This is a genomic window from Spirosoma endbachense (assembly GCF_010233585.1).
Lineage (GTDB): Bacteria > Bacteroidota > Bacteroidia > Cytophagales > Spirosomataceae > Spirosoma > Spirosoma endbachense.
Window position 1 is genome coordinate 1,974,152 of record NZ_CP045997.1, and the last position, 14,621, is coordinate 1,988,772.

The 14,621-nt window shown below is 47.4% G+C and carries 13 protein-coding genes; 9 read left to right on the plus strand and 4 right to left on the minus strand.

Going from position 1 to position 14,621, the window contains the following annotated elements; translation table 11 throughout:
- Nucleotides 1-32: 32 nt before the first annotated feature.
- The 3 genes from GJR95_RS07745 to GJR95_RS07755 form a co-directional block, all read right to left on the minus strand.
- Nucleotides 33-1,151: a caspase family protein gene (locus GJR95_RS07745; protein ID WP_162385331.1), complete on the minus strand. Its 1,119-nt coding sequence runs from the start codon at nucleotides 1,149-1,151 to the stop codon at nucleotides 33-35.
- Nucleotides 1,152-1,253: 102 nt separating this feature from the next.
- Entirely contained in the window at nucleotides 1,254-2,081 is an 828-nt protein-coding gene (locus tag GJR95_RS07750) for a hypothetical protein (protein WP_162385332.1), read from the minus strand.
- Nucleotide 2,082: 1 nt separating this feature from the next.
- The gene (locus tag GJR95_RS07755; RefSeq protein WP_162385333.1) at nucleotides 2,083-3,759 is read right to left on the minus strand and encodes a LamG-like jellyroll fold domain-containing protein; all 1,677 of its coding nucleotides are present in this window, start codon (nucleotides 3,757-3,759) and stop codon (nucleotides 2,083-2,085) included.
- Nucleotides 3,760-3,964: 205 nt separating this feature from the next.
- Between GJR95_RS07755 and GJR95_RS07760 the strand changes: the two genes are divergently transcribed.
- From GJR95_RS07760 to GJR95_RS07775, 4 genes are all read left to right on the plus strand, one after another.
- Complete coding sequence (locus tag GJR95_RS07760; RefSeq protein ID WP_162385334.1) at nucleotides 3,965-4,780, plus strand: MlaE family ABC transporter permease; 816 nt, start codon at nucleotides 3,965-3,967, stop codon at nucleotides 4,778-4,780.
- Nucleotides 4,781-4,847: 67 nt separating this feature from the next.
- Complete coding sequence (locus GJR95_RS07765; RefSeq protein WP_162385335.1) at nucleotides 4,848-5,603, plus strand: ABC transporter ATP-binding protein; 756 nt, start codon at nucleotides 4,848-4,850, stop codon at nucleotides 5,601-5,603.
- 112 nt (nucleotides 5,604-5,715) lie between these two features.
- The gene (locus GJR95_RS07770; protein WP_162385336.1) at nucleotides 5,716-6,738 is read left to right on the plus strand and encodes an MlaD family protein; all 1,023 of its coding nucleotides are present in this window, start codon (nucleotides 5,716-5,718) and stop codon (nucleotides 6,736-6,738) included.
- Nucleotides 6,739-7,012: 274 nt separating this feature from the next.
- A complete protein-coding gene (locus GJR95_RS07775) occupies nucleotides 7,013-7,408 on the plus strand; it encodes an immunoglobulin domain-containing family protein (RefSeq protein WP_162385337.1) in 396 nt (131 codons plus the stop codon).
- 118 nt (nucleotides 7,409-7,526) lie between these two features.
- Here the strand turns inward: GJR95_RS07775 and GJR95_RS07780 are convergent, their stop codons facing one another.
- A complete protein-coding gene (locus GJR95_RS07780) occupies nucleotides 7,527-7,994 on the minus strand; it encodes an FKBP-type peptidyl-prolyl cis-trans isomerase (RefSeq protein ID WP_162385338.1) in 468 nt (155 codons plus the stop codon).
- Nucleotides 7,995-8,399: 405 nt separating this feature from the next.
- On the opposite strand from GJR95_RS07780, the gene GJR95_RS07785 reads away from it, so the two are divergent.
- From GJR95_RS07785 to GJR95_RS07805, 5 genes are all read left to right on the plus strand, one after another.
- A complete protein-coding gene (locus tag GJR95_RS07785; RefSeq protein WP_162385339.1) occupies nucleotides 8,400-9,002 on the plus strand; it encodes a fasciclin domain-containing protein in 603 nt (200 codons plus the stop codon).
- Between the two features lie 158 nt (nucleotides 9,003-9,160).
- Nucleotides 9,161-9,406, plus strand: a complete 246-nt coding sequence (locus GJR95_RS07790) for a hypothetical protein (protein ID WP_162385340.1) — start codon at nucleotides 9,161-9,163, stop codon at nucleotides 9,404-9,406.
- Between the two features lie 138 nt (nucleotides 9,407-9,544).
- The gene (locus GJR95_RS07795) at nucleotides 9,545-10,777 is read left to right on the plus strand and encodes a L,D-transpeptidase family protein (protein ID WP_162385341.1); all 1,233 of its coding nucleotides are present in this window, start codon (nucleotides 9,545-9,547) and stop codon (nucleotides 10,775-10,777) included.
- Nucleotides 10,778-10,874: 97 nt separating this feature from the next.
- Nucleotides 10,875-11,420 (plus strand): hypothetical protein, encoded by a 546-nt coding sequence (locus GJR95_RS07800; protein ID WP_162385342.1) that lies wholly within the window; start codon nucleotides 10,875-10,877, stop codon nucleotides 11,418-11,420.
- A 417-nt stretch (nucleotides 11,421-11,837) separates the two neighbouring features.
- The gene (locus tag GJR95_RS07805; protein ID WP_162385343.1) at nucleotides 11,838-14,618 is read left to right on the plus strand and encodes a TonB-dependent receptor; all 2,781 of its coding nucleotides are present in this window, start codon (nucleotides 11,838-11,840) and stop codon (nucleotides 14,616-14,618) included.
- The last annotated feature ends 3 nt before the right edge of the window (nucleotides 14,619-14,621 follow it).

Consider the following 14,621-nt stretch of genomic DNA (forward strand, 5'->3'; position numbering starts at 1 on the left):
CTAAAAAAAACAGGCTGTCCAAAAACTGAACCTTATTCAGGTTTAACGAAGTAGAATTTACCGCGCAGCCGCCCTTCGCTGTAGGGTGGTTGCTTGATGCCCCGTTCTTCCAGACCGGCATCAATACGCTCGATGAGCCCGTAGATATCAACCCCAGGTTCTTCGATGTGTCGGATTAACTCGCTGGTAAACAAGCCATTCTTCTCCAGGCCGTCGGAGGCTACTTTACCTGGCTCCGTGGCATATACGATCATGGTGCCAACGGGTGGTGCAATGGTGGTGTGGATAGGATCGCCCATACTCCGATTCCAGGATCGGTACGGATTATTGCGGCAGGCATCCCAGAATACCAGGTTAGCACCTGTCGGATTTGCCTGCTCCATTTTAGCAACCAATCGCCGTAATGGATAGCACTCAAACTCTACATCGGGCTCGGTTGACGGATCGGCATCAACGGGTTGCAGGTAGTTATCACCATTAACCATCAGCCCATGACCAGCGTAAAAAACCAGCCCGACATTTTGCTTCTGACGCCCTAAATCGACCAGAAACGTGTCAACTGTTCGCTTCAATTCGCGGAGTGGCAGATTCTCCCGCAACACGACCTCAAAACCTACTTTTTGCAGGTAATCCCGAATGGTTCGCCCGTCGTTGATTGGATTACGAAGCGCTGCTTTCGGGTAACTTGCATTGGCTACCACCAGAGCCAAACGCTTGGGAGCATTCGGTGATGGCGGAGTCTGTGGCCCCATTTTATACGTCACATAACGCGAGTCGGACGTGGTTGTTCCGGCGGGGTTCGTTGCGGTCAGGTGTATTTCGTTGGCCCCTGGCTCAAGTGTAATTTCTTCGGTAAGCTCCTGCCCACATTCGACATGCTTAAAACCGGTCCGTTTATTTGGGATTTCTTTGCCGTTCTGAAAAAAATGGTAGCTAAGTGGCTCCACCGATTGTATGCACGCAGTTATCCGCACGGTTGGCACTTTTTGCTCCGACCGTGTCAGTTGCGGACTTTGCCAGGTAATGACGGGCGCGACCTGCCTGACCGTTTTTACCCAGCCGCTGGCGCTGGTTATAATGCCCGTCTGCTGCGCCAGCAAGGATTTGGCGAAGAGTAAGATTCCCCAAAAAACGATTACTATTCTTTTCATTTAGTGTTATGGGCCGGTAATCCTTACGGATAGATAGACAACAAAAGAGGTAAAACCGTTGTAAGTGCTATCCTTTTTATAGTAAGCGGTTCATGTTACCCGCTAGAACTGATAGCGAAGTCCAAATGTCGGCGTTTTCCCGACAACGTTCATCGTAGGTCTCATTCCAATCGATTGATTTTTGCGACGCTGTTCGTTCTTTACTCCTTTCAACAGCGTGTACGTTACATCGGCAACCCAGATAACGGCAGCCGTACTGACTGCCAGTACGTATCGATGATTCAGGCTGTTAGCCTCATTATAATAGGGAACTGCGAGCCGATCATAGGGTTGCTGAAGGTATAGCGCATACTGGTCGTTTGACTTGCCCTTCTGCAAGAGCCCATAGGCCAGTGCCCCTACATACGCGACCGAAATCAATGGCCGCAGCCCAATACTGTGTTTAGGCTGAACCATAATGTTGCCCAGACCCGGCAATAGCGCCGACAGCAACGCATTTGTCGGGCCACCGCCAATAACCTGCTGCTCCGTGCCGGTGGCCGAACTGTTTTCTACATTGCCTTTCCTAACAGCTGGACCTGGTTTACTAAAAGGTTTGATATTCACCTTTGCCTGGATTTCCTCATCCAGCGTTTCGCCGTCACGGAGGTAATCCCAGACAACGATTTTGTTCGGACCCGACGTAACGCCCAATCCGGCATCGCCCGATAGCGTTCTCACGTTCAATTGCCCCCGCAGCCGTCCTTCAATCTGAATAAAGATGGAGTCTTTCAGGGTCAGATTTTCTACGTCATACCGAATAATAACCTGCTTTGGAGACGACTCAACCCGGATGTTCGATACCATTGGCGGTTTCTCCGGCGATTGGCCATAGCCCAAACCAATGCCGAAGCACCAGATGATAAGCCCGTTAACTAAATTTCTCTCCATATTATTGGCGACTATAAAGCGCATCGACCTGATCCTGATTTAGGGGTATATTATAGACTCGAATATCGTCCATAGCACCCTGAAAATAATTCGGAAAGTTTTTCGACTGCGCCCCAAATTTTAAGGTACCACCAATACAGTTATCGATAAAGGTTTGTGTCAAATCCGTTTTTGAGCGGATCGCTTTCCCATTTTGATACACGATCATGGTTCTACCCGAGTAAACAAAAACCAGATGCTGCCAGATATCCACCAAAACCAGGTCAGACAGTTCCAGATCCTGCCAGCCTTTACTCTGAACACAGTTGCTCTGTTGCTTAATGTCGAAATTGATGTATGGTTTCGTAGCCGAAGACCCAACTGGTATCTCCTTGACAATGGCGCTATATTGCTCCTGTTCGCCATCGGCGAAGTTGTTTTTCATAAAAATCTGCATCCTGGATGTTCGGGCCGCTGCGCTTGGTTTAATCCAGACACTAATTGAAATACTGGCCGGGCGTAAGCTGGCATTATCCGCAATTTCGATGTAATCGTCTACACCGTCGAAATATAGAGCCGTCTGATCCCCACCCTTACGGTTAGCCGTAAACGTTGGCCCGTTCTTTAGTGTCGCATGATTGCCGTTTCCGCTAACATCACTGGCATTTCCATCGAATGGAAAGCTGGCCACTAAACCAGTGGTCAGGTCAAAATCGAGCGTAGTAAACGGGAGAACGTCTCCATAAACAACCTGATTATCTCCATACACCGCGAACGACCGATAGTAATACCTTGTGTTGATAGACAGGTTAGTTAGTGTTACAGACGTATTGGCTCCAACAACTGGGCCGGTAATCTCAGTTGTCAATGAACCGGGTAGTTTGGGATCATTTGTCGTACTGGAATAGCAGATACCGTAACGAATAGCAGCTGGAATGCCTGCATTATCCAGCCTGAATAACACCAAAGCCGTACTCCGATCGAGCGAACTTGTCCCAATAGTTGTTACAACCGGGAGTAAAGGTGGCGTTGTAAACGTTCTTACATCTGAACTATAGCTGGGAGCAGCACTATTGATCGCAAAAGCGCGAACGTAATAAGTCGTACCGGGCTGCAATTGAGTTATTGTAAATGCGTTTGCCGTTCCTACCGTTGGATTCGATTTACTGTCAATGACCTGATCCGCAATTGTCGGTGGATTATTGGTTGTGGAATAACATAAACCGTACCGGCTAATCACTCCGTTGCCATTACTGGTTACGGTCATGCGAAGGGCCGCTGAATTCATAGTTATGGTAGTCGGATCGAGGTCCTGAATGGTAACCGTGGGCGGAACAACATTACTGATTGTTATGCTTGTACTGGCCGTGTAAGCATCTCCGCACTTATTGGTCAGATTGGCTTTAACAGCGTATGTTCCCGAAGCCGTGTATGAATGTGGAATAGAAACCGAAACGGTCGAACTTCCTGATTGTCCATCACCAAAATCCCACTTCACATCGTCGGTGGTTCCCGTTAAAGCTGACAGCGAAAATGTTACGCTCAGTAAATTGGCCTGATAATTAATTTTTGCTGTGGGGCTTTCACACTTGGGGAATGAACGGGTATCCAGATTCCATTTACAGGCACCAACTACCCAACATAATACAAAACAACTTACTAAACGAAGCAACCAAAGCGTCGGTAAAAATTTCTTCATGGTGCAATTGAATGGTAGCAAATTTATGGATTGCAGGTTACATCCAGTTCCTTAATTGATTATTCGGCGGCCAAATCGGCGACTTGACTCCTTGTATTGTTTATAGTAATGTTGCACACTTTGTGAAGGTATTGGATAAATTAAAACCCAAACCCGTCAAATCAGTTATTAGAATAATCCGACCAGAACCACTGTCAGCGCTTTAATGCAGTCAGACACCACCAACTCCGCCAATAAATCATCCAGTAAGCCCGTCGTTACCCGGCGGCTGGATAAGTTCTTTTTAAATCTGGCCGATGTTTCGGCCTTTGTCGGACGCTTCTTTCGGGAAGCGTTTATTCCTCCCTATGAATTTAAGGAGATTATCCGGCAGTGCTATGAAGTAGGTTATCGATCGTTGTTGCTGATCTCAACAACGGGTTTTATAACCGGTATCGTGTTTACCAATCAGTCGCGACCGTCATTGTCTGAATTTGGAGCAACCTCGTGGCTACCTTCCCTCATTGCCATTGCCATTGTGCGAGCCTTAGGGCCACTCGTAACCGCCCTGATTGCATCCGGCAAAGTCGGGTCGAGCATTGGTGCCGAACTGGGGTCAATGAACGTAACAGAGCAAATCGATGCGATGGAAGTATCGGGCACAAACCCATTCAAGTTCCTGGTAGTGAGTCGTGTACTGGCCACATCGATCACGATTCCCGTTCTGACCATGTATACCATTTTTGTCGGACTTCTGGGCGCCTTCATTAATGTGAATCAGAACGAGCAAACCAGCTTTGTGTCCTATTTTCAGGAGGTCTTTGGAGCCATCACGTACACCGATATTTTCGCTTCCATCACAAAATCAATTGTATTTGGTTTTACGATCGGCATGGTCGGTTGCTACAAAGGCTATCATTCCTCAAAAGGGACTGAGGGCGTTGGTAAGGCGGCCAATGCATCCGTTGTAACAGCCATGTTTCTGGTCTTCATCGAAGAATTGCTGTCGCTTCAGATCATTACCGCCATTCGAGGCAACTAGCGATTCGCGCTGACGACTGAACAAGATTTTAATTAATGACCCATTTACCCAAATTCCTGTACTATAAATGACACAACCAACCGATCCAGTTATCAGTATCCACGGCCTGAAAAAGTCGTTTGGCGACTTACACGTACTGCGCGGCATTGATCTGGATGTTAGCCGGGGCGAAAATGTTGTCGTGTTGGGTCGTTCTGGTACAGGAAAGTCAGTGTTGATCAAAATTATTGTTGGTTTATTGAAGCCCGACGCCGGAAGCGTTATTGTGCTGGGCCAGGACGTTGAAAAACTTCGCGACCAAGAACTCGATCTGTTCCGTCAGAAAGTTGGCTTCTCGTTTCAGAGCAGTGCATTATATGACAGTATGAGCATTCGTGAAAATCTGGAGTTTCCGCTCATTCGCAATGTTCGGGATCTGACGCAGGGGGAAATTGACCGCGCCGTTGAAGAAGCCCTGGACGATGTTGGTTTATCGCAAACGATCAACCAGATGCCCTCGGAGCTTTCGGGTGGTCAGCGCAAGCGAATTGGCATTGCCCGAACCTTAATGCTGAAGCCCGAGATCATGCTCTACGACGAACCAACGGCCGGCCTCGATCCGATTACCAGTATCGAGATCAACAACCTGATCAATGAAGTTAAAGAACGCTTTAAAGCGACCTCCATTATCATTACTCACGATTTGACCTGTGCGAAATCCACTGGCGATCGTGTGGCAATGCTTCTGGATGGGCGCTTTGAGCGAGTTGGCCCTTTCGAGGAGGTTTTTGCCGACCCCGATGAGCGCATACAGCAGTTTTACAATTACAAATTTGTTGATTAGCCTATGTAAGGTAATCCGGTAAACGAATATCGGCTCAGCAATTGAACTGACACGATTTACACAATTACCTCCATTACCGAGTTACCTAAATTACTCAATTCACTAATTCACTATGAGTACAGAATCGAACAAACGCGCTGTTGTTGTTGGCATATTTGTTCTGCTAGGCATTATCATCTTTGTTGCAGGGGTGTTTGTGCTGGGCGGGCAACAAAAACGCTTCACGAAAAGCATCCGTCTCATTGCCGTTTTCAAAGATGTATCGGGCCTCAAAGCAGGTAACAACGTCTGGTTTTCAGGCGTTAAAGTCGGAACGGTTAAGCGAGTCAGTATCTATAGCAATGCGCAGGTAGAAGTAGACATGGACGTCGAACAGAGTTCGAAGCAGTTCATCCGGAAAGACGCCAGTGCAAGCATTAGCTCGGATGGGCTGATTGGCAACAAAATTGTTGTCATTGTGGGCGGAACCAATAGTCATCCTGAGGTTGAAGACGGCGACCGGCTGCAAACCCAGGCGGCCCTAAGCTCAGACCAAATTATGGCAACGCTACAGGAAAATAATAACAACCTGTTGCGCGTAACCAACGACTTTAAAGAGCTGGTCGGAAATCTTAGGAAGGGAAAAGGCACAGTAGGCGCTGTGCTGACCGATTCGATCGTTGCCAACAACTTTAAACGGGCCATGCTAAACCTGGAAAAGGCGTCGGACAACACCGTAAAGGTCACGGGCGCAGTGTCACAATTTGCGGCTAAATTAAATGCAAAGGGAACGTTAGCCAATGAACTGGTGACAGATACAACTGTTTTCCGCCAGTTAAGCCGCTCGGCTGGTCGGCTGGAAAGTGCGGCAACGTCGGCCGATGTCGCCGTTGGCAGCCTACGAAAATCGACGGAAAACTTTAACCGTGCATCCGAAAAACTCAATAACAACAACAGTCCGTTGGGTGTGTTACTAACCGATCAGGAAACGGCGAACAACCTTCGGATTACGCTCCGGAATCTAAACAGGGGTAGCGCTTTGCTCAATGAAGACTTGAAAGCTGCTCAGAATAATTTCCTGTTGCGTGGTTTTTTCAAGAAGCAAGCGAAAGAAGATGCCAAGCGTAAGGCAGATAGTACAGCCACAAAACCGTAGTCTGGCTTAAACCTATAAGGTTTTTGAAACCTTATAGGTTTATAATTAACTACATACAGGGCTAGTACGTATAAACTATAAATTGAAATAGTACCAGGCTATTTGACCAGCTTTCATGTCACAGAATACGCCATAAAGATGTACTAGACAACCAAGTTGTGCGTTACTAAGATGCACGGACTATCTACCCTTGCTGACTGTTACGGGCTTTATAGAACGGCGACTTTCAGTAAGGGTAGTGTCTTTTTGAACATTTACGACAAATCTCTAAACAATGTTGGGCTATCATTGGACTGCTCTTTGTCTGGCCATGCTTACGTTTACAAGCCGATATAACTCGTATGCACAGGCCAAAAAACAGGAGAATTCATTTCCTACCTACCAACAGATCAAGCCCAAAGATTCGGAGATTATCGACCAGGTATCTCCGCCGAGTTCGTCAACAATATATAGCCGGATTATTAATACCAGTTCGGCTCGATTTCCCCTGAATTTGTTTGATTATCCAGCCGGAACGGTAACATATTACCTGAATAATCAGCCCACAACCGACGTCAAATACGTTAAAGAAGTGCTCAATAATAAAAGCATCTCTGTCGAAACGATTTCTGTAGATAAGCCTACCGAAGATGGGAAACGAATTATCAGAATACGGTATGAAGCGCTTTAAGTAGGGTAAATTCTCCGGATTGTCAGCAGGTGCATTCCAATAAAAAAAGTGGTTTGTTGTTCGCCGATTCATACGAATAAGGCGAACAACAAACCACAGACAGTCAGCTTTCTACCACTTAATGATGCCCACCGGGACCATGAACGTGGCCATGCGCCAGTTCGTCAGGCGTCGCGTCGCGTACCTCAACGACTTCAACGTCGAAATGCAGATTCTGGTCGGCCAATGGGTGATTGCCATCAACGGTAACCGTTTCCGGTCCTACCTGCGTTACGGTGATCAACTCGCCCTGATTGGTTTCAAACTGCATCCCAACTTCTATTTTCTGGCCACCAAACGCTTTGATTGGAACCTCCTGAATCAGTTGGGGATTTCGTTTGCCATAGCCCTTTTCAGGAACTACATCTATTTTTGCTTTGTCGCCTTTGGCTTTTCCTTCCAACCCTTCTTCCATTCCTGGAATCAGGTTACCCTTGCCATGAAGGTAATAGAGCGGGTCACGTTCCTGGCTCGAATCCAGGATGTTGCCTGCATCATCACGAAGGGTATAGTGGATGGCGGCTACTTTATGTTTCGAGATCTGCATAATAATTAGCGTTCGATTGGTTTTTGGTAAGAAACAATCGAAACACAAAGTTGGCCTTTCCCATCGAAAATAAATTAACAATCGGGAAAGAATTGTTATTCAATGCATCTGACTATCCACACATACCCATTCTCCTCACACGGGCATAGGTGAGGAGAATGGGTACTTCTCATCAGTAAAGATTTTGACTTAAACGGGCAACTGTCTTACTTATCAGAACAACAGCATCCAGTTTTTTGGCTCTTTATCAGAAAGTCCGGCTGTTCTTTCCCTCAATTTTTATCCCATTAAATACCGTTTACGAAACATTTTTTCGAAAAGGTCGTTCACCAAAAACCGATGTGTGTGGCATCGGGACTTATTCAATCGAATAAGTCGATTTGTATTCACCATTTATACTCGACTATGACAACGAAATCGTGTTTCGGCTGGGCGATGGGATTCGCTCTACTTATTGGGGTCAATATAACCACTACGGCTCAGGATCAGAATACCGCGACTCAGCCTAGTGCTGCTGCTACCAGTAATATGGGTATGCCAGGAGCGAATCTAAAATCAGGAGTTTCGACCGGTAAAGATCTGGCGATCAGTGCCGCTAAATCGGCCGATCATACCATTTTATTTCGGGCATTGCGCGTATCGGGGCTGACCGAACAGGCTAGTAGTAAAGGCCCTTTCACTGTGTTTGCTCCTACCAATGAGGCTTTCAATAAATTACCGGAAGGCACGGTCGATGGACTTCTGCAACCAGCGGCTAAAGCAAAACTTGTCAAACTATTAGCCTATCACGTTGTAAAAGGCAAGCTAACATCCGATCAATTGCAGGACGGCCAGAAGCTCAAAACAGTAACGGGTGGCACATTAACCGTTGGTAAACAGGGCGATACAGTTACCATTACCGATGGGGCAGGTAACACCGCGACCGTTAACGCGGCCGATGTTGAAACTACAAACGGAATCGTTCATTCAATTGATACAGTGCTGATGCCTGCAGAAGGAGGCAAATAGGCCGCAAAAATCTTTAGTAACAGACAGAATCCGCCAATTCGATTACCGCGTTGGCGGATTCTGTCTGTCTACACCAACCGAACAATATTGAGAATCGTCGGTTATCTACTTGAAAAACGGCTGTTGACAGTAGCCCCAAACCACGAAAGGAGGACGTAATGGAAAGTGAAGAAAAAGAAGATCTGATTCGTGCAAAACAAGCTATTTCGCCCGCAGGACTGGCCAACCAGTCGGCAGAAGGAACCAGTGGACCCGGCAGTCAGATAGACGCAGAAGAGCTGCCCGCCGATCAACTGGAGGATGACTATATGGATGGTGACGAACCGGGATCTAATCTGCGAATTCGGCATCCAAACCGGAATCCGAATCCTAAGCCCGACATTGATAAGCCTGCCTATAGTTAGTGGTTAAGGGATCAACAAAATTCGATCAAAAAACGCTTTTATCAGGTGCATCCGATAAAAGCGTTTTTTGCTTTAGATCGAATCATACAACCTAAGCGGGCATTTCGGTGTTTATTGTGCATATACACTCAACGAAAAATGGATAAACGTAAAATATGGATTGGGGTGGCCATTCTGGCCGGATTAGTGATCGTATTCTTTGTCGGTCGCCAGGTGCTACTCTGGCAGAAGACAAAACAGGAAGAGAAACAAAACCGGGAGCAGGCTTTGCGTCAGCGGAAGCAGGCCTTGCGTCAGCTTAACCAGGCAAAGCAAACTTTGCACCAGGTTTGCCAATATGCCGACTCAGTAGGCATCGATACGAGCCGCTTCACGATCAGTAGCACCGTTTCTAAAGATGATATTGCTGAAAAAATCGCCCAGTTATTAATGGAAACACGGTATGGCAAGAAGCCATCCCGTATAGAATTCAGTGGCCTTCCAGAAGCCGTTGATTCATCGTGGTCCGAAAAGATCAGTACAACCTTCTCGCCCGCAGCCATTACCGATGTTGCCTCCTTTACGCCGTATAATCAGTTAGTGAAGCACTATAACCGATTGAGAAATCGGAAAGCAAGTCCTGGCGTTGCCGATTCGCTTCGATTGATCCGGCAAACACTAAATTTTTACCGCTATATTAATCGATTCGACCCCGATAAATTTGTGGTAGTCAATATTCCGGCGGGCGAACTGAACGTGTTTGATCGAAGTGGGAAACGGTTTTTACCCATGAAAGTCATTACGGGCAAAAAAGATAAGCGAACGCCCTGTATGACAACGTACATTAAAGACATCGTGGCCTACCCCTACTGGAATGTTCCGAAAAGTATTGCGATCAACGAAATGCTGCCCAAAATCAGGAAAAACCTGGCCTTCCTGAACAATCAGAATTTGCAGGTACTGGACAGTCGAAATCGTGAAGTAGATCCCGAAGACATTGACTGGGAAAGCCTGTCTGAGACGAATTTCCCGTACCGGATACGGCAGGCATCGGGTTGCGAGAATTCGTTAGGGTTGATTAAATTCGACCTGGAAAACCCGCTGGCCATTTATCTCCACGATACCAATGGCCGCGACATGTTTACCCTCACTACCGATCGCTGGCGGAGTCATGGCTGCGTTCGGGTGCAGAAACCCGTCGAGTTAGCCAATTTCGTTCTCGGCAAACAAACCTTCGATGCTGGTTTTATGAACCGCTGCCTGATCGATCAAAAGCCACAGACGCTGTCTATTCCCAAACGATTCCCGGTTTTTATCACCTATAACATTGCCGATGTCGATGCGGCTGGGCAGTTGCACTTTTATAACGATGTGTACGGACTTGGTAATTGAATTGGCTGAATTTATGCACTGAGTTATCGGAAGGCATTGATTTTGTTCGGGATTCGATAGTACTTTAGCATTACGAATCTGCTACGCACCGCTCAATGTGAAAAAAATAGTTTCGTTTGGGTTGTTCATCTTACTATTCTGTCATACGCTGGCGCACGTGATTGCGGGCCTGAGCGCATGGTGGCAGGAAGAGCATGACCTATCGACTCGTTTGCAGGTTTATCGTTCGGTGGATAGCATTGTCGAATTTCAGATTCCTCTGGTCAATAAAACCGACGGTACCGGAATTGCACGTACAACCGAAGATGGTTTTAATTACCGGGGTCACTATTACAATGTTGTGAGTCTGGAGGTAAAAGGAGACACATTGCATATAGCCGGTCTGGAGTCGACCAGCCGTTCGTTCTGGCAGGATGATCTTTTGACGTTTGTAAACCATCATCTGGCCTCAGTGCCCGCCACAGGTGGAAAAGCCAGCCAACTCTTAAAGCTTCTGCTTAAAGAATACTCACCCAGTTCACGTACAGTACTTCATTTTCTATTTTCATCCTGGCGTGAATCCATCCGGATTCCTGAATCGCCTTTGGTTTTCTCGACTCGCTCTGAGCCGATTTACTCTCCCCCGCCCGAACTGACCGCCTGACGGTCGGTTACAGGTACGAATAAGGAGGCTCATCTGTCCAGGCGGAAGGGGCATGTTCTTGTACGTTTCAAAATTGACAACGAATGCCTGCATTTTCTGACTTTGCTTTATTGCTTGTATTGCTTCTGGTCAACCAGACGCTTTGCCTGCTATGGGCTTTACCACTCATGCCGGTTCGTTAACAAATCACCTATCCATTGCCTGTTTATCGCGTTCTGATCAATCGGGCAATGGGTCTTGTTCGTCATTTCCTTCGCGTTCGTTTTTCATTCTTACTCCGGATTAGGGCTCAATGCCCGATCAAATCCGCATTGGCTGCGTGTATGCTTTAGCCAATGATTGTATGCTGGGTCTGGTTGATGCACACCTGTTTGGTCTGGTGCACCATTGGTCCATAAATACTTACTCCCATACTTCATGAAATCTCTCTATACAAACCTGTTTTTTTTCCTGTTTCTCATTGGGCTGATACCATCCACTTTTGCCCAGACAGCACTCAATGGCACCGTTACCGACGCCGAAACTGGAAAACTCCTAGCGGGAGCAGCCATCACCCTTAAAGGCAGTAAGCAGGGGGCCGTTACGGATGGCCAGGGCCGATTTAGTTTGCCCAGTTCTGATCTAAATGGGCGGCTAGTTATCGTATCGATGATTGGGTACGAAAAGCAGGAAGTTCTGATACCCGTAAACCAATCATTGATGGTTCGGCTACGCTCCTCGTCTGAATTGCTCGATCAGGTCGTTGTGGCAGCTTCGCGAATTGAAGAAAGTAGCCTGCGCTCGCCGGTGAGTATCGAAAAACTCGATGCCCGTGCTATCCGGCAGTCGCCTTCGGCCAACTACTTTGAAGCGCTTAATAATGTGAAGGGTGTTGATATGGTTACCAGCGGACTGACATATCGTCAGATCAACACACGGGGCTTCAATTCGACGGGCAATAGCCGGTTTCTCCAATTGGTAGATGGGGTCGATAACCAGTCGCCGGGGCTGGGCTTTTCGGTAGGCAATCTATTTGGCGTGTCAGATTTAGATGTGGAATCTGCCGAATTAATCCCAGGGGCAGCCTCTGCCTTGTATGGGCCGGTGGCGTTTAACGGCCTGTTGTATACGAAAACCAAAAATCCATTTGATTATCAAGGGCTAAGTATTCAGCAAAAAACAGGAATAAACCATGTTGCCGATCCAACTGGCGATGGCGCAAAGCTCTTTTCCGAAACATCGGTGCGTTATGCTAAAGCAGTTGGCAACAGGTTTGCGTTTAAACTGAATGCATCCTACCTCAAAGGTCGCGACTGGTATGCAGCCGACTACACCGACATCGATCCGAATACCAGTCCCGATAAACGCGGCCCAACAAACCCGGGCCGAAACGCACTAAATGTTTACGGCGATGAAGTAGCGCAAACGCTGCCGGGTATTGGGCGTGTATCGCGAACAGGTTATGAAGAGCGTGATTTAACCACGTACGATGTTTACAGTCTGAAACTGAATGGCGCTCTTCATTACCGGATTTCGCCTACTGTCGAAGCCATTTATGCACTTAATGTGAATCAGGGAACGGCCAATTATACAGGTAGCAGCCGGTTTATGCTCAACGACTTCCGGTTAACGCAGCATCGGTTGGAATTACGTGGCCGAAACTTTTTCATCCGTGCCTACTCTACTGCCGAGAACTCGAATAACTCCTATAATACGCGTTCACTGGGCCAGCTCATTAACCGCGCATGGGTACGCGACCTGAGTGGCAATGTGGTTTCGCCCGACAAAGCCGACGCCACCTGGTTTGAGCGTTATGGCGCAGCTTACGGTGGAAAAGTAGAAGGCGTTACCGCTCAGAGTAACGATGCCGCCCGCACATTTGCCGATCAGGGGCGTTACATGCCTGGTTCTGCCGATTTTGACCGGGAAAAAGATAAGTACATTCATATTGCCGGATTACAAGGGGCAGGTGTACTCAGCCAGAGCAAATTATACCATATCGAAGGTCTTTATGACTTCGCCCCGCACGTCAGGGTTGTGAATTTACAGGCCGGTGGTAATCTGCGCTACTATGCAATGGAGACCAACGGAACACTCTTCGATGATAAAGTCAATAAGGTACGAGTGTCGGAATATGGCGCGTTTCTACAGGTGGCCAAAACGCTCCTGAACGATAAGCTGAAACTTACGCTATCGGGGCGCTACGACAAAAACCAGAATTTCGCCGGGAATTTTACACCAAGAGCTTCGGCGGTGTTCTCACCTAATGATGCGCATCATTTTCGGGCCAGTTATCAAACTGGGTTTCGGAACCCGACTGTCCCTGACCAGTTTATTAAACTGAACGTTGGTCCGATCATTATTCTGGGCGGGGCTCCTGCGAATTCGACGGGTTTAGGCGCTTACGAAAACTCGTTTACATCAGCCTCTGTGGGCGATTTTGGCGCTGCGTTCGGGCAGGACCTGGCCGCAGGCACACCTTTCCCGCAGGCTGTTGCCAAAAATAAAGATAAGTTGGTGAAGTCGAACGTACCTTACATTCGCCCCGAGCAGTCGCAGGTTTTTGAAGTAGGTTATAAAGGATTGCTGACGCCCCGTTTATTGATCGATCTGAGTTATTACCACGGCCAGTACAGAAATTTCCTCATTAATCAGGTGGTTATCAGCCCGAAAAGTCCGGTACTTCTGGCTGATGGCAGTATAAATCCGACGGCAGCTTCCGATGTGCTGACGACTGCTAACCGGCAGGCTTATCAGCTTTATACCAATGCAGCCGACCGCGTTTCGACGGATGGTGCCAGCGCCGGATTGACGGCCACGCTAAATCGCGGTTATCTTCTGAATATCAATGCGACCTGGGCACAATTCAATATTCTGGATGCAAACCCGAACAATATACCTTCTTTTAATACACCCCGATTTAAAGCCAATGCTGTACTGAGCAATGATCGTTTAACTGATCGTGTAGGCTTTAGCGTTGCCTGGCATTGGCAGGAAGCTTTCGACTGGTATGGTACATTCAATGAAAATCGACCGGGCCGTGTTCCTTCCTATTCATTGCTCGACGCACAGGTTAGTTATCGACTACCGTCTTTAAAAACAACCCTGAAACTTGGAGCCAGTAATCTGGCAAACAATTACGTTGTGCAGGCATATGGTTCATCAGCGGTGGGCGGACTATACTACCTGACACTATCTTTCGACGAATTAATGCATTGATAT